General features: G+C 57.4%; 25 protein-coding genes and 1 tRNA gene. 7 read left to right on the top strand and 19 right to left on the bottom strand.

From position 1 onward, the window contains the following. The first annotated feature begins 9 nt into the window (after nt 1-9). Nucleotides 10-798: a type III secretion system export apparatus subunit SctT gene (sctT, locus tag TK42_RS16400; protein WP_078820230.1), complete on the top strand. Its 789-nt coding sequence runs from the start codon at nt 10-12 to the stop codon at nt 796-798. Further along, a complete protein-coding gene (gene sctU / locus TK42_RS16395) occupies nt 795-1,892 on the top strand; it encodes a type III secretion system export apparatus subunit SctU (protein ID WP_103734673.1) in 1,098 nt (365 codons plus the stop codon). The genes sctT and sctU overlap by 4 nt, the downstream gene beginning before the upstream one ends. Here the strand turns inward: sctU and TK42_RS16390 are convergent, their stop codons facing one another. The 19 genes from TK42_RS16390 to TK42_RS16300 form a co-directional block, all read right to left on the bottom strand. Continuing rightward, nucleotides 1,893-2,258 (bottom strand): hypothetical protein, encoded by a 366-nt coding sequence (locus TK42_RS16390; protein WP_032878015.1) that lies wholly within the window; start codon nt 2,256-2,258, stop codon nt 1,893-1,895. Continuing rightward, nucleotides 2,255-2,458: an HrpT family type III secretion system protein gene (gene hrpT / locus TK42_RS27145; protein WP_081883307.1), complete on the bottom strand. Its 204-nt coding sequence runs from the start codon at nt 2,456-2,458 to the stop codon at nt 2,255-2,257. The genes TK42_RS16390 and hrpT overlap by 4 nt, the downstream gene beginning before the upstream one ends. Continuing rightward, nucleotides 2,455-4,581, bottom strand: coding sequence for a type III secretion system outer membrane ring subunit SctC (sctC, locus tag TK42_RS16380; protein WP_103734672.1), 2,127 nt, complete (start codon nt 4,579-4,581; stop codon nt 2,455-2,457). The genes hrpT and sctC overlap by 4 nt, the downstream gene beginning before the upstream one ends. 14 nt (nt 4,582-4,595) lie before the next feature. Then, nucleotides 4,596-4,988, bottom strand: a complete 393-nt coding sequence (locus tag TK42_RS16375; protein ID WP_078820233.1) for a type III secretion protein — start codon at nt 4,986-4,988, stop codon at nt 4,596-4,598. After that, nucleotides 4,989-5,204 (bottom strand): hypothetical protein, encoded by a 216-nt coding sequence (locus TK42_RS16370; protein ID WP_032878012.1) that lies wholly within the window; start codon nt 5,202-5,204, stop codon nt 4,989-4,991. 88 nt (nt 5,205-5,292) lie between these two features. Beyond that, nucleotides 5,293-5,886, bottom strand: coding sequence for a type III secretion system stator protein SctL (sctL, locus tag TK42_RS16365; protein ID WP_032878011.1), 594 nt, complete (start codon nt 5,884-5,886; stop codon nt 5,293-5,295). Continuing rightward, the gene (locus tag TK42_RS16360; protein ID WP_228309320.1) at nt 5,864-6,445 is read right to left on the bottom strand and encodes a type III secretion protein; all 582 of its coding nucleotides are present in this window, start codon (nt 6,443-6,445) and stop codon (nt 5,864-5,866) included. Before TK42_RS16360 ends, sctL begins: the two co-directional genes overlap by 23 nt. A gap of 13 nt (nt 6,446-6,458) precedes the next feature. After that, entirely contained in the window at nt 6,459-7,259 is an 801-nt protein-coding gene (sctJ, locus tag TK42_RS16355; protein WP_032878009.1) for a type III secretion system inner membrane ring lipoprotein SctJ, read from the bottom strand. 2 nt (nt 7,260-7,261) lie between these two features. Further along, nucleotides 7,262-7,633 carry a hypothetical protein gene (locus tag TK42_RS16350; RefSeq protein ID WP_032878008.1) on the bottom strand — a complete coding sequence of 124 codons (372 nt, stop codon included), beginning with the start codon at nt 7,631-7,633 and terminating at the stop codon, nt 7,262-7,264. A 118-nt stretch (nt 7,634-7,751) separates the two neighbouring features. Further along, complete coding sequence (locus TK42_RS16345) at nt 7,752-7,949, bottom strand: type III secretion protein (RefSeq protein ID WP_081883306.1); 198 nt, start codon at nt 7,947-7,949, stop codon at nt 7,752-7,754. A 241-nt stretch (nt 7,950-8,190) separates the two neighbouring features. Continuing rightward, on the bottom strand, nt 8,191-9,114 hold the full coding sequence (locus TK42_RS16340) for a sigma 54-interacting transcriptional regulator (RefSeq protein ID WP_032878007.1): 924 nt from the start codon (nt 9,112-9,114) through the stop codon (nt 8,191-8,193). A 323-nt stretch (nt 9,115-9,437) separates the two neighbouring features. Next, entirely contained in the window at nt 9,438-10,538 is a 1,101-nt protein-coding gene (ychF, locus tag TK42_RS16335) for a redox-regulated ATPase YchF (RefSeq protein WP_005784608.1), read from the bottom strand. A 22-nt stretch (nt 10,539-10,560) separates the two neighbouring features. Next, nucleotides 10,561-11,145, bottom strand: coding sequence for an aminoacyl-tRNA hydrolase (gene pth, locus TK42_RS16330; RefSeq protein WP_005784610.1), 585 nt, complete (start codon nt 11,143-11,145; stop codon nt 10,561-10,563). Between the two features lie 167 nt (nt 11,146-11,312). Beyond that, nucleotides 11,313-11,918, bottom strand: coding sequence for a 50S ribosomal protein L25/general stress protein Ctc (locus tag TK42_RS16325; protein WP_005784612.1), 606 nt, complete (start codon nt 11,916-11,918; stop codon nt 11,313-11,315). 138 nt (nt 11,919-12,056) lie between these two features. Continuing rightward, nucleotides 12,057-12,998 (bottom strand): ribose-phosphate pyrophosphokinase, encoded by a 942-nt coding sequence (locus TK42_RS16320; RefSeq protein WP_003208392.1) that lies wholly within the window; start codon nt 12,996-12,998, stop codon nt 12,057-12,059. A gap of 46 nt (nt 12,999-13,044) precedes the next feature. Further along, nucleotides 13,045-13,119: transfer RNA gene (locus TK42_RS16315), tRNA-Gln, on the bottom strand. 37 nt (nt 13,120-13,156) lie between these two features. Further along, on the bottom strand, nt 13,157-14,005 hold the full coding sequence (gene ispE, locus TK42_RS16310) for a 4-(cytidine 5'-diphospho)-2-C-methyl-D-erythritol kinase (protein WP_032878006.1): 849 nt from the start codon (nt 14,003-14,005) through the stop codon (nt 13,157-13,159). A 1-nt stretch (nt 14,006) separates the two neighbouring features. After that, nucleotides 14,007-14,624 carry a lipoprotein insertase outer membrane protein LolB gene (lolB, locus tag TK42_RS16305; protein ID WP_032878005.1) on the bottom strand — a complete coding sequence of 206 codons (618 nt, stop codon included), beginning with the start codon at nt 14,622-14,624 and terminating at the stop codon, nt 14,007-14,009. 4 nt (nt 14,625-14,628) lie between these two features. Further along, nucleotides 14,629-16,353: a tetratricopeptide repeat protein gene (locus tag TK42_RS16300; protein WP_032878004.1), complete on the bottom strand. Its 1,725-nt coding sequence runs from the start codon at nt 16,351-16,353 to the stop codon at nt 14,629-14,631. A 182-nt stretch (nt 16,354-16,535) separates the two neighbouring features. Here TK42_RS16300 and hemA point away from each other — a divergent pair, with 182 nt between their 5' ends. From hemA to murI, 5 genes are read left to right on the top strand one after another with little or no spacing between them, the layout of a single operon-like run. Continuing rightward, nucleotides 16,536-17,825, top strand: coding sequence for a glutamyl-tRNA reductase (hemA, locus tag TK42_RS16295; protein WP_032878003.1), 1,290 nt, complete (start codon nt 16,536-16,538; stop codon nt 17,823-17,825). Further along, on the top strand, nt 17,822-18,904 hold the full coding sequence (gene prfA / locus TK42_RS16290; RefSeq protein ID WP_032878002.1) for a peptide chain release factor 1: 1,083 nt from the start codon (nt 17,822-17,824) through the stop codon (nt 18,902-18,904). The genes hemA and prfA overlap by 4 nt, the downstream gene beginning before the upstream one ends. After that, nucleotides 18,905-19,735: a peptide chain release factor N(5)-glutamine methyltransferase gene (prmC, locus tag TK42_RS16285; protein ID WP_103734671.1), complete on the top strand. Its 831-nt coding sequence runs from the start codon at nt 18,905-18,907 to the stop codon at nt 19,733-19,735. Next, complete coding sequence (locus tag TK42_RS16280) at nt 19,729-20,484, top strand: molybdopterin-synthase adenylyltransferase MoeB (protein WP_103734670.1); 756 nt, start codon at nt 19,729-19,731, stop codon at nt 20,482-20,484. The genes prmC and TK42_RS16280 overlap by 7 nt, the downstream gene beginning before the upstream one ends. Continuing rightward, complete coding sequence (gene murI, locus TK42_RS16275) at nt 20,477-21,271, top strand: glutamate racemase (RefSeq protein ID WP_103734669.1); 795 nt, start codon at nt 20,477-20,479, stop codon at nt 21,269-21,271. The genes TK42_RS16280 and murI overlap by 8 nt, the downstream gene beginning before the upstream one ends. Nucleotides 21,272-21,327: the final 56 nt, after the last annotated feature.

The raw sequence follows: 21,327 nt of genomic DNA, 5'->3' as shown, positions 1-21,327 counted from the left end.
GCGTTGCCTGTGCTGCTTTATCTTGAGTATCTCCCCAGCCTGTTGATCGGCATGGCGCGTATCTACCCCTGTGGCATCCTGGTAGCGGCGTTTTGTTTTCAACATGTGCGCGGCCTGCCCCGGCACACCATCGTGATGGTCATGGCGTTGTTGCCCGCTCCAGGTATTCATGCTGCTTTGGCAGGGCAGGACTATTCAGCATTGATGCTCGGTGCGCTGATGCTCAAGGAGGTAGCGTTGGGGTTGCTGCTGGGGGTGTTGTTGGCGATGCCGTTCTGGATGTTCGAGTCGGTGGGAGCGCTGCTGGACAACCAGCGTGGAGCCTTGGCCGGTGGCCAACTTAACCCGTCACTGGGGCCGGACGCGACGCCGATCGGGCACATGTTCAAGCAACTGGCGATTTACTTGCTGATGGCCATCCTGGGGTTGGGCGCACTCACCCAGGTGATCTGGGACAGTTACCTGATCTGGCCACCCACCGTGTGGTTTCCGCTTCCAGCAGCTAATGGCATGAGCGTATTTGTTGGGCTGCTCAGTGACACATTCATGCACATGATGCTTTATGCCGCGCCCTTTATTGCCGTGCTGTTGCTGTTGGAGTTCGGTATCGCGTTACTGGGGGTCTACAGCCAGCAATTGCAAGTGAGTACCTTGGCGCCGCCGGTCAAGTGCCTGGCGGGAATCGGTATTTTGTTGCTGTACTTCGCACTGTTACAGGATCTTATTGTCGGGCGTATGAGCCAGCTGGGTGACCTTAAGCACTACCTGGGGCTTTTGTTCAAGGTCTCGGCGCCGTGAGTGATTCGGGGGAAAAAAAGCATCCGGCGTCCGCCAAGAAGCTGCATGACCAACGTAAGAAAGGTCAGGTTGCGCAGAGCCAGGATGTGAGCAAGCTGCTGGCGCTGACGGCTATCAGTGAGGTCGCTTTGTTCACTGCCGAAACCAGCTTGCAACGCTTTCAGCAACTGCTGGTGTTGCCGATATCACGCTTGGGCCAGCCGTTTGCGCGGGTGCTGGAAGAAGTGCTGGTGGAGGGCCTGGTGATGTTTTTCTCGTTCTCTCTGTTGATGGCCGGGCTTGCGATTGCCGCGAAGCTGATTGCCAGTTGGATGCAGTTCGGCCTGCTGTTCGCGCCGGACACGCTGAAGATGGATTTCAATCGTCTCAACCCTATCAGCCAGATCAAGCAGATGTTCTCTGCCCAGTCGTTAATGAATCTGCTGATGAGCATCGCCAAGGCGTTCCTACTGGGCCTGATTGTGTACGTGGTGGTCTGGCCCGCGTTGGGGGCGTTGATTAACCTTGCCAACAGCGACCTGCAGAGCTATCTGCTGGCGCTTATCGCGTTGTTCCGTCACCTGCTGCATGCCTGCCTGGGGCTGTTGCTGGTGTTGGCGCTGATCGATCTGACTTTGCAAAAGCACTTCTTCGCCAAGCGTATGCGCATGACACAGGTTGAGGTCGTCAAAGAGTACAAGGACATGGAGGGCGACCCGCATGTGAAAGGCCAGCGCCGCCAGTTGGCGCAGGAATTGGCGCAAGAGGAGCCGAAGGTCAAGCTGCCCAAGCTGGAAGAAGCCGACATGTTGGTGGTCAACCCGACGCACTTTGCAGTCGCGCTCTACTACCGCCCAGGCGAGACGCCTTTGCCCCTGCTGATCAGCAAGGGCACGGACGACGAAGCGCGAAAACTGATCGCGCGCGCAAAGGTCGCCGAGGTCCCGGTGATTCAATGTGTGTGGCTGGCCCGCACGATCTATACCAAGCAGCTGGGTGCAAGCATTCCTCGCGAGACCTTGCAGGCCGTAGCGTTGATCTACCGCACCTTGCGCGAGCTGGATGACGAAGCCAAGCGCGAAACGCTGGAATTGCCTGAGCTTGATCAGCGCTGATCAGCGACTGGAGCCTGGGTCCAGAGCGCTGAGATTGGCCAGCGAGAGCATCCTGCTGAGGATCCTGCCCGGATTGCAGTGGGAGGAGGGCAAGGCGTGCCAGATCACCAAGGCGCCCTGGGTATCGAGATAGATAAAACAGCCATCAAACACCTGTGCCTGCTCAAAGCGGCGCTGCAATACGCGTTGTAGTTGCCCGGCTTGCAACGCTTCGCGAATGATGTGCAAGGCCAGTCCAGGGTGATTACCCGCGTTGAGCGCGCGCACCTCGATGCCGCGAGTGAGAACCTGGTGAGTGGCAGCGCCGCTCACCAGGTTCTCCAGAAATACCTGGCGTGGTTCGTCGGGTATTTCCTTGATGCTCATCGTTCCAGCGATATCGTCTGGTAATCCGCTCGCTCCCCGGAAGGGCCGGGCTCGACGCGCATGTGAGATGGCCACCAGATCACCATCTTTTGTGCGGTCGATTGGGGACGTGAGCAGGAGTCGCCTTTGCACGTGGGGGTGCAAGCGCTGACAAGCAGCGCCGTACCGATCAGAGTGACGCACAACAATTGATGTTTCATGGGCGGACCTTTTGAGATGGCGTAATCAAGGTGGGGCGCGGTACGCTGAGGTGTTCATCCTTCACCACCGGACGCATGGCAATAAATACCTCGGCTTCCTCTCCCGGTTTCAACCAGGCGTGTGGCCACACGGTGACGGCAAGCGTTTGCGAGTTGCTGCATTCTTTTTCATCGATGCGCACATTGCGGTTGAACTGGTTGCGTAGTACTACGACTGCAACGTTGTACTCAGGGCCTGCATACCATTGGCTGCGCTCGGTACTCAGTGCGAGCAGGTCGCGGGTGCTGCACAGCGTGTTCAACCCCACGGGCATTGGCGCCAACTTGAAGGCCTTGGGCACTTGCCCAGTCACCAGGTGCGCCAGGGTACTGATCACGTCGCTACGCTTGATCACCGGCTGGTGAGGGGCGTTACGCCTGGCCAGCGGTGTCAGCGCCGCCTGCAATTGGGCCTGATCTGCCTGGGGTAAATAGCGAGACGGATCGGCCTGGTCGCCGATGACGCGCGGCGTGATGATAAACAGGCGTTCACGCCGATTGTTCTGCCTTTCGCTGGAAGAGAACAGCGCCTTGCCCAGCAACGGGATATCACCCAGCAGTGGCACCTTGCTTTGCCTGTCGGTGCTTTCCGTGACGTGGAAGCCGCCTACAACCATAGAGCGCTTTTCCGCCATGACGGCCTGGGTGCTGACGTTACCGCGGCGAACATCCAGGTCCCTGAGGTTACGGTTGGGGTTGGATTCGTCGAACGTGCCGTCCTCGATATCCACGACCAAGTGAATCTGATGGCTGCCGCGGCTGGTGATGACGCGGGGTATGACCTGAACGCTGGTCCCCACGGTGACCGGCAAGATGGTTGCGTTCTGCCGACCAGGTGTCAGGTATTGAGTGCGGTTGAAGTCGATCACCGCCGGCTGGTTTTCCAGGGTGAGCACGGACGGGTTGGAAACCATAGTCGCCAGCCCCTTGGCTTCCAGGGCGCGTATGTCGGCATAGAAACGTTCGCGATTCTCAAGCGACAACTGTTGGGATGACGAACCTGCACGGAACCGGCTGTTCTGAAACCCCCAGTTCACGCCGAACTCATCCAACTGCGTACGCTCGATATCCAGAATGATCGTGTCGATCTCCACCAGTTTGCGCGCCACATCGAGTTGAGCGATCAACTCGCGGTACATGGCCTGGCGCTCTGGCAGGTCATAGATCAGGACTGCGTTATTGCGAATGTCGGCTTCGACGCGAATCCGGCTGCTGGGTATCGGTGCACGCGGGGGGAGTGTGGCGCCAATATCCAATGGCATGGTGTTGCTGTTTGTACCGAGTATCTGCCCCAGCATGGGATTGCTCAAGCGGGGAACATTCGGCGCAATAGGCGAGGGCTGTGAGGAAGGGCGCTGGCTCAGCACCGAGGAGATCGGATTTGAACGGGGCTCCAGCAGCCCTTGCACAATGCTGGAAACACCGGCAATGGTCAGCTTCTGGCCGCGGTAATCCACTTGACGATCAGCGGCATTGGCGAACTTCAGCGGGAAGCTCAGCACCGTCTGTTTTTCATCCACGGTGCGGCGTTGGCTGCTGAACTGCTTGATTTGTTCGATATAGCGCCGAGGTCCGGAGACCAGTACGACGCCATCCTCGGGCAACTCACCCCAGCCGAAGCGACTATCGAGCAGGCCAATATCAGTGAGCGCCTGCTTGAGGTCGGCAATGGTCTCAGAGGAAACCTCCAGGCGCGCGGACTCCTGCTGGTCCAGGGTGCTGATGTAGAGTGTGTTGTTGTACAGATACCATTGGAAGCGATGTTCTACTCCCAGCCGGTCGAGCAAGGATTGTGGGGTATTGGCGCGTATCTTGCCGTTGACGGTGCCCTCCAGCAGGCCCTCGATTTGCAGTTGCGTACCGAAGGTTTGGGCGAAGTCGTCGAGCACGTCCCGGACTGGCTTATGCTCGGCTTCATAAGCGTAGGCGGTGTTCTTCCATTCGGCGGGGATCGCCGCCACCGCGCTTTGAGTTGAAACCAGCAGCCAGGAAAACAGGAACACATTCCGCCAATGGGCTCTTTTGAATGAAGCATCAGGCGAGTCAAGGCACAAGCGGCCGCCCTTATGGGTCTTGTTAGGCATAGACAGTTCTCTGATTAGTACGCGCGTGAACGTAGCGGGGTGGGTTTGAGGTTTTGGGCTGGACGAGCAAGACGCGCAACGATGGCGCGCCATGTGTCACGTTGGTTCAGCAGGGTCTCGAGGCAATTCAGTACGTGGGCTTCACCACGGTCGGTGCGCAGACTTTGAATCAGCCATAGCGCACCTGTGTCAGCTTTTTGAGCCAATGCACCCTGAAAATGGTTCAAGCTGGCAGCACCCAGGCGCAGCCAGCCTTGCAAGGCTGAGTTATCTGTCACCGCTGAGGTCAGTTGAACACCCAATAAAACGGCGTCGCCCTGACGTCGCAAGGTGACTTCGTCGTCACCTTCAAATATGGCGATTTTTTCCTCCCTGCCGCTCAACCAGTCACCCACGAGCGCTTTCATTTACTGAAAACTTTCAATGGTTGTTTTGAGCATCTGATTGACTGTTTTACCGTGCTCACTATAAAGCGCAAAGGTGACCTCTCTGCGCGTTACTAAATTGTGAAACCGCTCGCTGTCTTCGGCCGCCAGGCTTTCTTCAAAACCGGACTTGAACTCTTTGTATGTAGAAGTTTTATTTCTGGCAATCGAATGAGTCAGCTCTTTGAAAAAATCCATGATTTCCCTCTGATAGCTATGTTGATGGGTGAATTTAAACAGTTAGTTCTGAGTGGAGAATATAAATAAAGTCTCTGTGCTCGTAGGATTAGATCTCGATCGAGTACTCTTTGCCCTGGTTGAAAAAAGTGTCGAGCATGGCATTCCAGCTGATACGGAAGTCCCCCTCATCTGTTTTCAATACGAGTGTTTGAGGATGAACCGTGTCGTCGGCGTTTAACTTCCAGAATCTGCTCTTGTGACGGGCAAGGCCCTGTCTTATCTCCTCAAGATCATGGGGATGACAGAGCAACGTCGCACTGACTTCCTGAACTTGGCTATCCAGCAATTGTTTCAACAGCGCTGCGAGCCGTTGCGGGGCAGTTGTCTCGTCGAGCAGACAGCGAATGGCTTGGTTGGTGATGGCGGTCGCGTAGTGTTCAAGGTTGTCGCACATCGATTGACGGTCGCGTTCCCATTGTTTGAGTTGAGCATCGGCGCGTTGCCAGATTTCCAGTGAGGCTTGTTCAAGCATGGCCTCGCATTTTTTTTCGGTCATACGTATCAATTCGTCGGCCTGGGCATTGGCGTGGCTCAAGAGATGGTTGGCCTGCTCCCAATTGGCTAGCTCTTCGCGCGGGATAAGGTTGGCTCGCGTACCGGACGCGTCCTTGCGTAACTCAATAGTATGTCGGCATAACATCGCTGCTTTCCTCATCCTTGCGAGACAGGGGCATGTTGTCGCTCGCCATGCTTGCGACGCGCCAGACGACGGCCTGCCAGAGGGTGTTCAATCGGCTGCTCGCACTTTCGAGTGGGGCGTCTGCTGTTTCAGCCTCGCTCACACGTGTACGGGGGAAACGCAATCGAAGGCGCTGCCAGGTAGCGGGCTCAACCCAGCTATGAAGTAGTCGCAGCGGATCGGAATGTGGGGGCAGCATGGAAGGGTGCAGCGCCATGGAGAGGCGCATGCACCACTCATGATGATCTTCACTCAAGGGTGATGCTGCCTGGGGATTGAACGTGTGGTTGGCCAATGCCAGCGCCAGGTTGAGTTGGTCCGTGGAGGCCAGGGCCAACCGAAGCACAGTGGCATGAGGTGCAGCCGGCAAGCAGGCGACAAAACCCGTAAGGTCTTCTGGCGCTGACCGACCGCTATAAAAAAGCCTTTCAATCGCACGATACTTGTCGCCTCTCCAGTCTTCGTGGGCCTGTTTCCAGGGAAAAGCCCACCATTGAGCCCAGGCCAGTTGCTCACGCATCAGATGATCGGGTCTAGGTGCCATGCGTTGGCCCCGTTGAGTTTCCTGTAAGCGCGGGCTCCAGATGAGGACGCTTGCGCCGCGCTTGCAGGAAGATCATGGCTGCCACGGCCGAAGCCAGACCGAGCAGCAAGATCATGATGCTGGATCGCCAGAATCCGAGATCGTCGCCGGGCACCAGGAAGGGGCCGAAATACACCAGGCGTTGTTGTTCCTGATAAGTGGAGGCCGGTACAAACACCACGGTGAGTTTTTGCGGGTTATCCACTGCGGTGGTCATCCCCGGGATACTGCTCGCCACCATTCTGCGGACCCGGGCGCGAATGTTGTCGGGGTCCAGGCGTGGATCATGCTTGATGAATACGGAAGCGGATGCGGGTTGGACCGGCTCTCCTGGCGCTATGCGTTCAGGCAATACCACATGCACACGTGCGACGATCACACCGTCGATCTTGGATAACGTGGTTTCAAGCTCTTGAGATAAGGCATAGATGTAGCGGGCACGCTCTTCCAGAGGGGTGGAAATTACCCCTTCCTTGCGAAAGGTATCCCCCATAGTGGTCCGGGCGAGCCGGGGAAGGCCGGCGGCTTCCAAGGTACGTACGGCGCGCCCGATGTCGCTTGTATTAACCGTTACGACGACCCCGTCTTTGGCCGGTACCTTTTGCGCGCGAATATGTTTATCAGCCAATTCGGCTACAACCTCATTGGCTTCTTGTTCGGACAGTTGGCGATGCAGTTCTACCCGGTCACCACATCCGCTCAATATAAAAGTCATACTCAAAACTAAAGCGACAAGCAGAGAGTTATTCATGCTCAAGACTGCATGTTGCTGATCTTGTCAATGCACTGCGTTGTCTTGGCAAGACATTTCACCATCAGTTGTGTTGTAAGTTGCGCGTTATGTAACTCGCGTGGGTAATTTCCTATGGCCTCAACATCAATCCCCTTTTTGGTTGAGCGGATTATTTTTGCGAAGCCATCTCTTGAGTTGCTCAGGTGCTTTGATGCTTCTGTCAAAAGGAGTGAGCCTTCAGGCTTGGCAGAGATTGTGCTTGTGGGATGGGAGCCTTCGAACAGTGACGTGAAAAAACTGACGTCCGTACCGCCTGCCGATTGTTCCTGTGGCTTACGGTCGTGTTCGGTATTGCTGCTTTTCTGTGAAAAGCGGTCGTTTATTATTTGCATGGAGTGTCTACTCATTCAGGGTGGACAGCGGCTCTAGAGCACTAAAATGGTCTGTCGGGCCGGTTGGATGATTACCTTTCGGGCTGCAAAGCCTGAAAGGTAATCGATCACCTCGCGATTATTGGCCTGAGCCCGACCGGATCAGTGCTTGAATATTTTTTACTTCAGCACTCTTCCAGCCATTTTTTATTGCATCAGCCTTCATTTTCTCGAAGATAGCTTCGGCTGAGCCCTCGTTCGCGCCTCCAACTCCATCCATACTCCCTGAATATGTCTGCGGTATAGAGCCTGTACCACTTCCTGCGCCAACATTCATATAGAAATCCTACTATGAGTTTTTTGGGTCTTTATTTTTCCATCGGTCAAATCACGGCAGCATCTACGTGTTACAGAGATTTGCTTCTGGCAACAACTGTGTGGCCCGTATTAGTAATGCGTTCCAGATGTTTCCAGGTCGCGATGTAACTAATTGTTTTCTTGAGTGGTTGTTTGATCAGGTCTTTGGCGATACAGGGTTTTTATGGCCTACTTGTTAGCTGTGAGAGGAATGATTGAGCTTATGCCAGTGATATCTTCAAGTGTTTCATCCTGTAATACAGCGTGCGCTTAGCGACCCCCAGTTCAATTGCTACGGTATCTACACAGTGGTGGTGGCGGTACATGGATTCTTCAATCAATGCTTTTTCAATTTGTTGGAGGCGTGTCTTCAGGTCCGTCTGAAGTGGTTGCTGTCTGCATGCGGGAGTTGAGAGCGGCGGGAGGCCCAAGACGAACCGTTTCGCCGTCGAACGTAGTTCGCGCACATTACCCAGCCAGGAGTGACAGAGCAGTTGATGCAGCAGGCTGTCAGGAGGCGATGGGGCACTGCATTTGAACTGCTCCGCTTCTTCCTGAACCATTTCCAGAAACAACGGGATGATGCGTTCGCGCCGATCTCGCAGGGCGGGGAGCTCGATGTTGACCACATTCAAACGAAAGTAGAGGTCACGCCTGAAGGCGCCTTGTTCGACCATGATTTGCAGCGACTGCTGGGCTGATGCGATGACGCGCATGTCCACGGAGATCAGCCGAGTCGAGCCCAGGCGTTCCACCCCACGGCACTCCAGCACGCGCAGGAGCTTGGCTTGCAGGTTCAGGGGCATGCTGTCGATCTCATCCAGGTATAGGGTACCCAGGTGGGCTGCTTCGACGAATCCAGCCCTTGATTGTATTGCCCCGGTATAAGCCCCGCTGTTGACACCGAACAACTGGCTTTCCGCGAGGCTTTCTGGGATTGCCGCACAGTTCACGGCAACAAAATTACCGCGTCGCCCCGATAAACGATGAATCCGCTGTGCAAGAGTGTCTTTTCCGGTGCCGGTTTCTCCCAGCAACAGAATGTCAACGTTGAGCGCGGCAGTGTTGTTAAGCGTGGTTTCAATTTCCGGACCTTCGATGAGTGAAACGTCTGTTTTATTATCCTTCTGGACGTAGGTCGACATGAATTGATACTCCCTGTTCGCTATTACTTCACTGTTGCAAATACGGTGTGCAAGCGCCATTTCAGTAGAGCGTAGATTATAAAAGTTGTCACTCGGTGTAGAGAGGTTTAAGCGGAGGAGTGATGTAGGAAAATGATGGTAAGTTAAGGCTTGTTGGTCGCAGGAATAAGTGCGGGGTTAATCGGTCGATTGGTAAGTAGGAATATTCTGAGAGTCTGTTTTTTTTGGGGATACAAGTCTTTTTTCATAAGCGCTCGCCCACAAAAAAGCCGATGCAATGCATCGGCTTTTTCTGGTCCCGCAGTCAATACCGCGGGTTGTACTTACACGTTAAAACGGAAGTGCATTACATCGCCATCCTTGACGACGTATTCCTTGCCTTCCAGGCGCCATTTACCGGCTTCCTTGGTGCCGGCTTCACCCTTGTACTGAATGAAGTCGTTGTAGGCGATCACTTCGGCGCGGATGAAGCCCTTTTCGAAGTCGGTGTGGATCACGCCGGCAGCTTGTGGCGCGGTAGCGCCAACCTTGACGGTCCAGGCGCGAACTTCTTCGACACCGGCGGTGAAGTAGGTCTGCAGGTTGAGCATCTCGTAGCCGGCGCGGATCACACGGTTCAGGCCAGGCTCTTCAAGGCCCAGGGCCTCAAGAAACATATCTTTTTCTTCGCCGTCATCGAGCTCGGCGATTTCAGCTTCGATCTTGTTGCATACCGGAACAACAATGGCGCCTTCTTCCTCGGCAATGGCCTTGACCACGTCGAGCAGCGGGTTGTTCTCGAAGCCGTCTTCGGCGACGTTGGCGATGTACATCACAGGCTTGGTGGTCAGCAGGTGGAAGCCCTTGATCACAGCCTTCTCATCGGTGCCCATGCTCTTCATCAGGCTGCGTGCCGGCTTGCCTTCGGTGAAGTGAGCGATCAACTGCTCCAGCAGGCCTTTCTGGACCACTGCGTCCTTGTCTCCGCCTTTGGCGTTACGCGCGACTTTCTGCAGTTGCTTTTCGCAGCTGTCGAGGTCGGCGAAGATCAGTTCCAGGTCAATGATTTCGATGTCGCGCTTGGGGTCGACGCTGTTGGAGACGTGGATCACGTTCTCGTCTTCAAAGCAGCGGACCACATGGGCAATGGCATCGGTTTCACGGATGTTGGCCAGGAACTTGTTGCCCAGGCCTTCGCCTTTGGATGCGCCAGCGACCAGGCCCGCGATGTCGACGAATTCCATGGTGGTCGGCAGGATGCGCTTGGGGTTGACGATCGCTGCCAGTGCCTCCAGGCGTGGGTCCGGCATCGGCACGATGCCGCTGTTGGGTTCGATGGTGCAGAAGGGGAAGTTCTCCGCCGCAATACCGGACTTGGTCAGGGCGTTGAACAGGGTGGATTTGCCGACGTTGGGCAGGCCGACGATGCCGCAATTGAATCCCATGGTGTTTCCCCTCGGGTAAAAGTCAGGCCTTCTGGCTGTGCAGGTTTTTCATCGCGCGGTTCCATTCACCGGCGAAGATATCCGGCAGCACGCCGAGGGCAAAATCGATGCTGGCATCGAGTTTTTCCTGTTCGGCGCGTGGCGCACGACCCAGGACGAAATTTGAAACCATACTGGCAACGCCTGGGTGGCCAATGCCGAGCCGCAGACGGTAAAAGGTATTCTGATTGCCCAGCTGCGCGATGATGTCGCGCAGGCCATTGTGCCCGCCGTGTCCGCCGCCTTGCTTGAGCTTGGCAACGCCGGGTGGCAGGTCCAGTTCGTCATGGGCCACCAGGATTTCTTCGGGTTTGATCCGGAAGAAGCCCGCAAGCGCCGCGACAGCCTGGCCGCTGCGGTTCATGTAGGTGGTGGGAATCAGTAGACGAATATCCTGACCCTGGTGCGAAAAGCGCCCGGTCAGGCCGAAATATTTGCGATCGGCCACAAGGTTGATGCCTTGGGCATGGGCGATGCGCTCAACAAAAAGGGCCCCCGCGTTATGCCGGGTCTGTTCGTATTCGGCGCCTGGATTTCCCAGGCCAACGATCAGTTTAATGGCAGTCACGACAGGGGCCCTTCCTTTGGAGTTGTGGATAACATCGCTACACCAGCGTGCGGCGAAAGTGGACGACAGGAGCTCACTTATCCAGAGATAAACTTCGCGTTGTTGCCCGCTTTCTCGCTACGTTTCGGTCCGCGATGTTCCCTCAAGCTCCTTCGTTGCAGAGTGTATTACTCGGCAGCGGTTTCGCCGGCTTCATCTTCTGCTACAACACGTGGCGCGTGGACGTTGGCAACAGCCTTGTCGTCGTTGTGAGCCAGTGCAACGAACTCAACGCCTTTAGGGGCCTTGAGGTCGGACAGGTGGATGATGGTGCCGATTTCAGCAGCCGACAGGTCGACTTCGATGAACTCAGGCAGGTCTTTCGGCAGGCAGCTTACTTCCAGCTCGGTAGTGGTGTGAGAAACAACGCCACCTTTCTTGACTGGAGCTTCTTCGCCAACAAAGTGCACAGGCACGATAGCGGTCAGTTTCTGACCAGCTACGACGCGTACGAAGTCAGCGTGCAGTACGTGGCCCTTGGAAGGGTGGCGCTGCAGGGCCTTGATGATAACGTTCTGCTTTTTGCCGCCAACGTTCAGTTCGATAACGTGGCTGTAGGCAGCGTCGTTTTCGAGCAGTTTGGCAACTTCTTTGGCCAGCATGCTGATGGATTCAGGGGCTTTGTCGCCACCGTAAACTACAGCTGGAACCAGGCTTGCGAGACGACGCAGGCGGCGGCTCGCACCTTTCCCCAGGTCGGAACGCACTTCAGCATTCAGAGTAAAATCGTTCATGTTGTATCTCCAAAATAACCACATTCGCCCCAGCGTTTGCGACCAGCGCTAAAGGCGATATGGGCAAAAAAGCCCCGCCCCAACAGTATGTTGGGGCGGGGCGCTTTTCGTCAGTGAGGTGCTCCGAAGGTTTGACCCTTAACGGAACATCGCGCTGATCGATTCTTCATTGCTGATGCGGCGAACCGCTTCGGCAACTACCGGTGCGATATCCAGTTGACGGATACGCGAACAGGCTTGAGCAGCAGCGGACAACGGGATGGTGTTAGTCACCACCAGTTCGTCCAGCATGGAGTTCTCGATGTTCTCGATCGCTCGGCCCGACAGCACAGGGTGTGTGCAGTAGGCGAAGACTTTTGCAGCACCGTGCTCTTTCAGGGCTTTCGCCGCGTGGCACAGGGTGCCGGCGGTGTCGACCATGTCATCAACCAGAATACAGGTACGCCCTTCGACATCACCGATGATATGCATCACTTCAGAGTGATTGGCTTTTTCACGGCGTTTATCGATGATCCCGAGGTCCACGCCCAGGGATTTGGCAACGGCCCGTGCACGCACGACGCCACCAATGTCCGGGGACACGATCATCAGGTTTTCAAAGCGCTGGTCTTCGATGTCATCCACCAGAACGGGGGAGCCGTAGATGTTATCTACCGGAATATCGAAGAAACCCTGGATTTGGTCAGCGTGCAGGTCAACCGTGAGAACACGGTCGATGCCTACCACGGTCAGCATGTCAGCAACGACTTTCGCGCTGATAGCCACACGTGCGGAACGCGGACGGCGATCCTGACGGGCATAACCAAAGTAAGGGATTACAGCTGTGATTCGAGTCGCTGAGGAGCGGCGGAAGGCATCAGCCATCACGACGAGTTCCATCAGGTTATCGTTGGTCGGAGCGCAGGTCGGCTGAATAATGAAGACGTCTTTACCGCGGACATTTTCATTGATCTCGGCTGTAATTTCGCCGTCGGAAAACTTACCGACAGAGATGTCACCGAGAGGGATATGCAGCTGACGTACGACACGTCGAGCCAGATCGGGGTTGGCATTCCCCGTAAAGACCATCATCTTGGACACGCGCAGTACCTAGAGGCTGAGGGTAACCTGGATGAGTATTAGAAAATGGCAGGGGCGGCTGGATTCGAACCAACGCATGGCAGGATCAAAACCTGCTGCCTTACCGCTTGGCGACGCCCCTGTATCTGTTGCAACGAGTGCCTAACACTCGATTCCTTTTAGAGCAGACTTTGCAGCTTGCGATGCAACATCGAAACGTTGCTTCCCTTTGCTACAAACCCTGTAAGGGTCTCTGTAAGAAGGGCCGAGACTTTATCAGCTTCAGCTTTGCTTGGGAAGCCCCCAAACACACAACTTCCAGTTCCGGTTAATTTTGCTTCGGTAAATTTACCTAACAAATTCAAAGCGTTACGTACCTCTGGATAACGCCTTGCTACAACCGGTAAGCAGTCATTTCGACTGTTTCCCTTGGGAACGGGGCGCACTTTAATGGGAGAAGAGTTACGTGTCAACAACGGATCTGAAAAAATTTCTGCTGTACTTACAGATACTTGCGGCACAAGCACGACATACCAAGGTTCTTCGGGCTCTACAGGGGTAAGTTTCTCCCCTACGCCCTCAGCAAACGCGGCGTGGCCGCGCACGAAAACCGGGACGTCCGCGCCCAGCGTCAGGCCCAGCACAGCCAGGCGATCGTGGTCCCAGCCCAGTTGCCACAAGTGGTTCAGCCCCAGCAACGTCGTTGCAGCATTCGAGCTCCCGCCCCCGATACCTCCGCCCATGGGCAGGATTTTGTCGATCCAGATATCTATCCCGAGCGGGCAGCCGGATTGTTGCTGAAGTTTTTTCGCCGCCTTCACGATCAGATTGCTGTCGTGGGGCACGCCTTCGAATTCGGTGTGCAGCTGGATCACGCCATCGTCGCGTACGGCGAAGGTCAGCTCATCGCCATAGTCGAGGAACTGAAAGAGGGTCTGCAGCTCGTGATAGCCATCTTCACGGCGACCAAGAATATGCAGCATCAGATTGAGTTTCGCAGGCGAGGGCAGGGTCAGGCGTTCTGTCACGTTATTGCCCCAACTTGCGCGGTTGCCAGTCCTTGATCACCAACGTGACATCAAGGTCGGTGCCGTGCAGCTTGATGCGCTCGGGCAGCCAATAGCCGTTCTGTTGCACGTAGCTCAGGTACTCCACCTGCCAACCGTCCTGCTCCAGGGAGGCAAGGCGACTGTCGCCATTGAGGCTCAGGCGACTTTTGCTCTCGGGCGCCGGAAGACCGCGCACCCACCAGACCAAATGCGAGACAGGCAGCTTCCAGCCGATCTGCTGCTCCAGCAGTTCCTCCGGGGAGGTCGCTTCATAGCGGCCCTGGTTGGCCACTTCCAGGCTCACCTGCCCCGGCCGGCCCGTCAGGCGAGCCGCCCCCCGGCCCAGCGGGCCCGAGAGGCGAATGTCGTAATAATCCTGGCGTTGCAGCCAGAACAGGGTGCCGCTGCCGGAATCTTTCGGCGCGCGAACCCCGACCTTGCCCTCGATCTGCCAGCCGTCGATGCTGCTGAGCTGATCCTTGTGTTGTTGCCATTGCGCCGGGTTGCCCTGGCCTTCAACGGATTCACGGGTGCCTACGCCCGCGCAACCGGCGAGCAGGGCGATAAAACTGAAAACGATAATGTGGCGCAAGAACATAAGCTTAAAGGGTCTCGGATCCGGTCAGGCGCTTGATGGTGCCGCGCAGGATTGGGCTTTCGGGTTGTTCCTTGAGGAATTTTTCCCAGATTTGTCGTGCTTCGCGTTGCTTGCCCTTGGCCCAAAGCACTTCGCCCAGGTGCGCGGCAACTTCTTGATCGGGAAAGCGCTCCAGTGCCTGGCGCAGCAAGCGCTCGGCCTCGTCGAGGTTGCCCAGGCGGTAATTCACCCAGCCCAGGCTGTCGAGTACGGCCGGGTCTTCAGGGTTGAGCGCATGGGCCTGCTCGATCAGTACCTTGGCTTCGGCGTAACGCGTGGTGCGGTCGGACAAGGTATAACCCAGGGCGTTGAGTGCCATGGCGTTATCCGGGTCGCGCTTGATGATCAGGCGCAGGTCCTTTTCCAGCTGGGCCAGGTCATCGCGTTTTTCTGCCTGCATGGCGCGGGTGTACAGCAGGTTCAAATCGTCGGGATATTGCAACAAAGCTTGTTGCAGCAGCTTCCAGGCGCGTTCGCCCTGCTTGTTGGCCGATAAGGTCTCGGCCTGGATCAAGTACAGCTGGATGGCGTAGTCCGGCTCGGCATCGCGGGCCGCCGCCAGGCGTTTTTCCGCTTCGTCGGTACGGCCATTGCTCATCAGGATGTCGGCCTGGCGCAACTGGGCGGGCAGGTAGTCATTGCCGGGGCCGACCTGGGCGTACTCGAGCAGGGCGGCCTGCGGGTCGTTGCGTTCTTCAGCGATGCGGCCCAGGTTCAGGTGCGCCGAGTCGACATGGCTGTCACGTTCAATCAACTGTTCCAGGTAGCCCTTGGCCTCATCCCAGGCTTTGGCTTCCAGGCACACCAGGGCCAGCGAATAGCGCAGTTCGTCGTCGTCGGGGTATTGCTGGACCAGGTTGGCGAACTGCACTTTGGCGTCTTCCATGCGGTCCTGCTCAACCAGCATTCGCGCATAAGTCAGGCGCAGGCGCTTGTCGTCCGGGTATTTCTTGATGCTTTTTTCCAGCAGAGGAATCGCTTCCTTGCCGCGGTTGAGGTTCTGCAGCAGGCGTGCTCGCAGCAGGATCGGCGCGATCTCGCCGTCTTCCGGCGGGTTCTGCTCAAGCAATTTGAGTGCGGCGTCGGCTTCGTCATCCTGTTGCAACAGCAAGGCTTTGCCGAAAATCAACTGGCTGTTCTTGGGATGCTTTTGCAGCAGGCGGTCGAAGCTCTTCATCAGGCCATTGCGGGTGTCCTGATCGGTGTCGGCGGCCGACAGTGCCAGGAAGTCGAAATGCGTGTCGCCCTTGCCCTGCAGGACTTTCTCCATATAGACCATAGAGTCGTCATAGCGGCCCGCGCGCGCCAGTTGCACGGCGGCGGCGCGCTGGGCTTCCAGATCATCGGGGGCATTTTTTGCCCAGATCAGCGACGTATCCAGCGCAGCCTGGTCGGCGCCCAGGTATTCGGCGATGCGAAACGCACGCTCGGAAATGCCCGGATCCTGGGTGTTGATGGCCTGGGTCACGTAATTATCCAGCGCAATATCGAAACGATTACGCTGGCCGGCCAGTTCCGCGGTCAGCAGGCTGTAGATCGTTTCTTCACTGAACGAGGAATAAACCTTGGGCTTTTCAGGGGCGGGGGAGGTGTCTTCTACCGGCGGCGTAGCCTCCGGCGACACGGGTGCCATGGCCTGGCAGCCGCTGAGAAAGACAAAAGCAAGGAGCAACGCGGAAGATCTATTCATATAGGAAGAGGACGACTAACCTGCGGTCGGATCATCATGACACAAGCCTTCGGCCAAACATAACCGAGTCTCAGTGGAGGCCTTTATAGGCATAACGCATTAGGACAATAGACGACGGTGGTTGTTCTGGATCTTTCGAAGTAGGACAATTGTCGGCTTCCCGACATCATCAGCGATATTGAATGGCCTTCCTCGCACTCGGTATTAACCACAAGACTGCCTCCGTAGACGTGCGCGAGCGCGTGGCGTTTACGCCAGAGCAGTTGGTTGAGGCCTTGCAGCAGCTCTGCCGGCTCACCGACAGCCGCGAAGCTGCGATCCTTTCGACCTGCAATCGCAGCGAGCTCTATATAGAGCAGGAACATCTTTCAGCGGATGTGGTACTGCGCTGGCTGGCCGATTATCACCATTTGAGCCTCGATGACCTGCGCGCCAGTGCCTATGTGCATGAAGAGGATGCGGCAGTTCGTCACATGATGCGTGTGGCGGCCGGTCTCGACTCGCTGGTGTTGGGCGAACCGCAAATTCTTGGCCAGATGAAGTCTGCCTATGCCGTAGCGCGTGAGGCCGGCACGGTCGGTCCGCTGCTGGGTCGCCTGTTCCAGGCCACCTTCAATTCGGCCAAGCAGGTGCGTACCGACACGGCTATCGGCGAAAACCCGGTGTCGGTGGCCTTTGCCGCTGTCAGCCTGGCCAAGCAGATTTTCAGCGACTTGCAGCGCAGCCAGGCGCTGCTGATAGGTGCCGGTGAAACCATTACCCTGGTAGCCCGGCACCTGCACGATTTAGGCGTGAAGCGCATCGTTGTCGCCAACCGCACGCTCGAACGGGCGAGTATCCTCGCTGAACAGTTCGGGGCCCATGCCGTGCTGTTGTCAGACATCCCGGCTGAACTGGTACGCAGTGATATCGTTATCAGCTCCACCGCCAGTCAGTTGCCGATCCTCGGCAAAGGTGCGGTCGAGAGCGCGTTGAAACTGCGCAAGCACAAGCCGATCTTCATGGTGGATATCGCCGTTCCCCGGGATATCGAACCCGAAGTCGGCGAGTTGGACGACGTTTACCTCTATAGCGTCGACGATCTGCATGAAGTGGTCGCCGAGAACCTCAAGAGCCGCCAGGGGGCCGCCCAGGCCGCCGAGGAGATGGTCAGCACCGGTGCTGAAGATTTCATGGTGCGCCTGCGTGAATTGGCGGCGGTGGATGTGCTCAAGGCGTATCGTCAGCAGGGCGAACGCCTGCGTGATGAAGAGTTGCTCAAGGCCCAGCGTCTGCTCGCCAACGGCAGCAGCGCCGAAGAGGTGCTGATGCAATTGGCCCGTGGCCTGACCAACAAACTGCTCCATGCACCCAGCGTCCAGTTGAAAAAGCTTACCGCCGAAGGCCGCCTCGATGCGCTGGCCATGGCTCAGGAACTCTTTGCCCTCGGTGAGGGCGCGTCAGACAGCTCTTCGGATAAAAAACCGCAATGAAAGCGTCACTGCTCAATAAACTGGACGTGCTCCAGGACCGTTTCGAAGAACTGACCGCCTTGCTCGGCGACGGCGAGGTCATTTCTGATCAGGCCAAGTTTCGCGCTTATTCCAAGGAGTACGCCGAAGTTGAGCCGATTGTAGCCACCTACAAACATCTCACCAAAGTGCAGGCTGACCTCGAAGGCGCTCAGGCGCTGCTCAAGGACAATGACCCGGACATGCGTGAAATGGCCGTGGAAGAAGTCCGCGAGGCCAAGGAAAAACTTGCCGAACTGGAAGGCGACCTGCAACGCATGTTGCTGCCCAAGGACCCTAATGACGGCCGTAACGTGTTCTTGGAGATCCGCGCCGGTACCGGTGGCGACGAGGCGGCGATTTTCTCCGGCGACCTGTTCCGCATGTATTCGCGCTACGCCGAACGACGCGGCTGGCGGGTCGAGATCCTGTCCGAGAACGAAGGTGAACACGGTGGCTATAAAGAAGTCATTGCTCGGGTAGAAGGTGACAACGTCTACGGCAAGCTGAAGTTCGAATCCGGCGCCCACCGTGTGCAGCGTGTCCCTGCGACTGAGTCCCAGGGCCGTATCCATACCTCGGCGTGCACCGTGGCGGTGTTGCCTGAGCCGGACGAGCAGGAAGCCATCGAGATCAACCCCGCGGACTTGCGTGTTGACACCTACCGCTCGTCGGGCGCCGGTGGCCAGCACGTCAACAAGACCGACTCGGCGATTCGGATTACCCACTTGCCGTCGGGCATCGTGGTGGAATGCCAGGAAGAACGTTCCCAGCACAAGAACCGGGCGCGGGCCATGTCCTGGCTGTCGGCCAAATTGAACGACCAGCAAACCAGCGCCGCCGCCAACGCGATTGCCAGCGAGCGTAAGCTGCTGGTGGGCTCGGGCGATCGCTCCGAGCGCATCCGAACTTACAACTTTGCCCAAGGCCGGGTGACCGACCATCGGGTCAATCTCACCCTTTATTCCCTGGACGAGATTCTCGCTGGCGGCGTGGATGCGGTGATCGAGCCGTTGCTCGCCGAATATCAGGCGGATCAACTGGCCGCGATAGGTGAATAAATGACCATCATAGCCAGCCTGCTGCGCGCGGCCGACCTGCCCGATTCGCCCACCGCGCGCCTGGATGTGGAACTGCTGCTGGCCGCCGCCCTGGGCAAGTCCCGCAGCTACCTGCACACCTGGCCGGAAAAGATCGTCAGCAGCGAAGACGCCCTGACCTTTGCCGACTACCTGCAGCGCCGCCGCAGCGGCGAGCCGGTGGCCTATATCCTCGGCCAGCAAGGCTTCTGGAAGCTGGATCTGGAAGTCGCGCCGCACACGCTGATTCCGCGTCCGGAAACCGAATTGCTGGTGGAAGCCGCTCTGGAACTGCTGCCTGCTACCCTGGCCAAAGTCTTGGACCTGGGCACCGGCAGTGGCGCCATTGCCTTGGCGTTGGCCAGCGAACGCCCGGCCTGGCAAGTCACCGCCGTTGATCGCGTGCTCGAAGCGGTGGCCCTGGCCGAGCGCAACCGCCAGCGCCTGCACCTCAATAACGCCACGGTGCTGAACAGCCATTGGTTCAGCGCCCTGCAAGGCGATCGCTTCGACTTGATCATCAGTAATCCGCCCTACATTGCTGACAACGATCCGCACCTGGTGGCGGGGGACGTGCGGTTTGAGCCGGCGAGCGCCCTGGTGGCCGGGCCTGATGGCCTGGACGATTTGCGCCTGATCATCAATGAATCACCTGCCTATCTGAATGCTGGCGGCTGGCTGTTGCTTGAGCACGGCTACGACCAGGCCTTGGCTGTGCGTGACTTGTTGTTGAGCCAGGGTTTTGAAGGCGTACACAGTCGTATCGATCTTGGCGGTCACGAACGTATCACCCTGGGGCACCGACCGTGCTGACCGATCAGGAGCTGTTGCGTTATAGCCGGCAGATTCTGTTGCAGCATGTCGACATCGAAGGGCAGTTGCGCCTGAAACAGAGCCGCGCGTTGATCGTCGGCCTCGGTGGCCTGGGCGCTCCGGTTGCGCTCTACCTCGCCGCTGCCGGTGTAGGTGAGCTGCACCTGGCGGATTTTGACACGGTCGATTTGACCAACCTGCAACGTCAGATCATCCATGACACCCACAGCGTAGGGCAGACCAAGGTAGATTCGGCCATGCGTCGGCTGAGCGCGATCAACCCTGAAATCACCCTGACCGCCCATCGCGTGGCGCTGGATGCTGACTCGCTGGTCTCTGCAATCGGCGCGGTGGATGTGGTGCTCGATTGCAGCGACAACTTCTCTACCCGCGAAGCGGTGAATGCGGCCTGCGTCGTGGTGGGCAAGCCATTGATCAGTGGCGCGGCCATTCGCCTTGAGGGGCAATTGTCGGTGTTCGACCCGCGTCGCGCCGACAGCCCGTGCTATCACTGTTTATACGGGCACGGCAGCGACACCGAACTGACCTGCAGCGAAGCAGGTGTGGTCGGGCCGTTGGTGGGGCTGGTCGGTAGCCTGCAAGCGCTGGAAGCCTTGAAGCTGTTGGCAGGTTTCGGTGAGCCGCTGGTGGGTCGCCTGTTGCTGATCGACGCCTTGACCACGCGTTTTCGCGAATTGCGCGTCAAGCGCGACCCGGGTTGCAGCGTGTGTGGAACCCTGCATGGTTAAGGGCGCGCCCATCGGTGTGTTCGACTCCGGCGTCGGCGGCCTGACGGTGCTGGAAGAAATCCAGCAGTTATTGCCCCATGAATCGCTGCTGTATGTGGCCGACTGCGGGCATATCCCCTATGGTGAGAAAACGCCCACTTTCATCCTTGAGCGTTCTCGAACCGTCGCCGAGTTTTTCCGCGAGCGCGGCGCCAAGGCATTTGTGATCGCGTGTAACACCGCAACGGTCGCCGCCGTTGCCGATTTGCGCCAGGACTACCCAGATTGGCCCTTGGTCGGCATGGAGCCTGCGGTCAAGCCCGCTGCTGCCGCTACCCGCAGCGGCGTGGTGGGTGTGCTCGCCACCACCGGCACGCTGCAAAGCGCCAAATTCGCGGCCTTGCTCGACCGCTTCGCCACTGATGTACGAGTGGTGACCCAACCCTGTCCGGGCCTGGTGGAGCTGATTGAAGCCGGCGACCTGAACAGCCCGGCTTTGCACATACTGTTGCAGGGCTATATCGAGCCACTGCTCAGCGCCGGTTGCGACACCATCATCCTGGGTTGCACCCACTATCCCTTCCTCAAGCCGCTCCTGGCGCAGATGCTGCCCCCCAGCATTATCCTGATCGACACCGGCGCCGCCGTGGCGCGCCAGCTCAAGCGCTTGCTGGATGGGCGCGACCTGCTGGCAGCTGGCAATCCCGACACTGCACAGTTCTGGACCAGCGGCGATCTGACTCACCTAAGAAATATCCTACCGACACTTTGGAAACATCCCGGAGTTGTGCGAAGCTTTGGCTCGTGAAAATTTCGTGAAATAGTGCTGATAAAAGCTGAACTTCCGGCTCTACGTCAGCTTCT

It is taken from the genome of Pseudomonas sp. GZJR-8, assembly GCF_002916705.1.
In the GTDB taxonomy this organism is placed as follows: Bacteria; Pseudomonadota; Gammaproteobacteria; order Pseudomonadales; family Pseudomonadaceae; genus Aquipseudomonas; species Aquipseudomonas synxantha_A.
The sequence above is the reverse complement of the archived record's forward strand: the minus strand, read 5'-3'. Positions and strand labels throughout refer to the sequence as shown.

Bases quoted from the DNA above. Each gene is read 5' to 3' on its own strand.
- TK42_RS16390 (WP_032878015.1), bottom strand. From the start codon at position 2,258: ATGAGCATCAAGGAAATACCCGACGAACCACGCCAGGTATTTCTGGAG.
- hrpT (WP_081883307.1), bottom strand. From the start codon at position 2,458: ATGAAACATCAATTGTTGTGCGTCACTCTGATCGGTACGGCGCTGCTT.
- sctC (WP_103734672.1), bottom strand. From the start codon at position 4,581: ATGCCTAACAAGACCCATAAGGGCGGCCGCTTGTGCCTTGACTCGCCT.
- TK42_RS16375 (WP_078820233.1), bottom strand. From the start codon at position 4,988: ATGAAAGCGCTCGTGGGTGACTGGTTGAGCGGCAGGGAGGAAAAAATC.
- TK42_RS16370 (WP_032878012.1), bottom strand. From the start codon at position 5,204: ATGGATTTTTTCAAAGAGCTGACTCATTCGATTGCCAGAAATAAAACT.
- sctL (WP_032878011.1), bottom strand. From the start codon at position 5,886: ATGTTATGCCGACATACTATTGAGTTACGCAAGGACGCGTCCGGTACG.
- TK42_RS16360 (WP_228309320.1), bottom strand. From the start codon at position 6,445: ATGCGTGAGCAACTGGCCTGGGCTCAATGGTGGGCTTTTCCCTGGAAA.
- sctJ (WP_032878009.1), bottom strand. From the start codon at position 7,259: ATGAATAACTCTCTGCTTGTCGCTTTAGTTTTGAGTATGACTTTTATA.
- TK42_RS16350 (WP_032878008.1), bottom strand. From the start codon at position 7,633: ATGCAAATAATAAACGACCGCTTTTCACAGAAAAGCAGCAATACCGAA.
- TK42_RS16345 (WP_081883306.1), bottom strand. From the start codon at position 7,949: ATGAATGTTGGCGCAGGAAGTGGTACAGGCTCTATACCGCAGACATAT.
- TK42_RS16340 (WP_032878007.1), bottom strand. From the start codon at position 9,114: ATGTCGACCTACGTCCAGAAGGATAATAAAACAGACGTTTCACTCATC.
- ychF (WP_005784608.1), bottom strand. From the start codon at position 10,538: ATGGGATTCAATTGCGGCATCGTCGGCCTGCCCAACGTCGGCAAATCC.
- TK42_RS16325 (WP_005784612.1), bottom strand. From the start codon at position 11,918: ATGAACGATTTTACTCTGAATGCTGAAGTGCGTTCCGACCTGGGGAAA.
- lolB (WP_032878005.1), bottom strand. From the start codon at position 14,624: ATGTTCTTGCGCCACATTATCGTTTTCAGTTTTATCGCCCTGCTCGCC.
- TK42_RS16300 (WP_032878004.1), bottom strand. From the start codon at position 16,353: ATGAATAGATCTTCCGCGTTGCTCCTTGCTTTTGTCTTTCTCAGCGGC.
- hemA (WP_032878003.1), top strand. From the start codon at position 16,536: ATGGCCTTCCTCGCACTCGGTATTAACCACAAGACTGCCTCCGTAGAC.
- prfA (WP_032878002.1), top strand. From the start codon at position 17,822: ATGAAAGCGTCACTGCTCAATAAACTGGACGTGCTCCAGGACCGTTTC.
- prmC (WP_103734671.1), top strand. From the start codon at position 18,905: ATGACCATCATAGCCAGCCTGCTGCGCGCGGCCGACCTGCCCGATTCG.
- murI (WP_103734669.1), top strand. From the start codon at position 20,477: ATGGTTAAGGGCGCGCCCATCGGTGTGTTCGACTCCGGCGTCGGCGGC.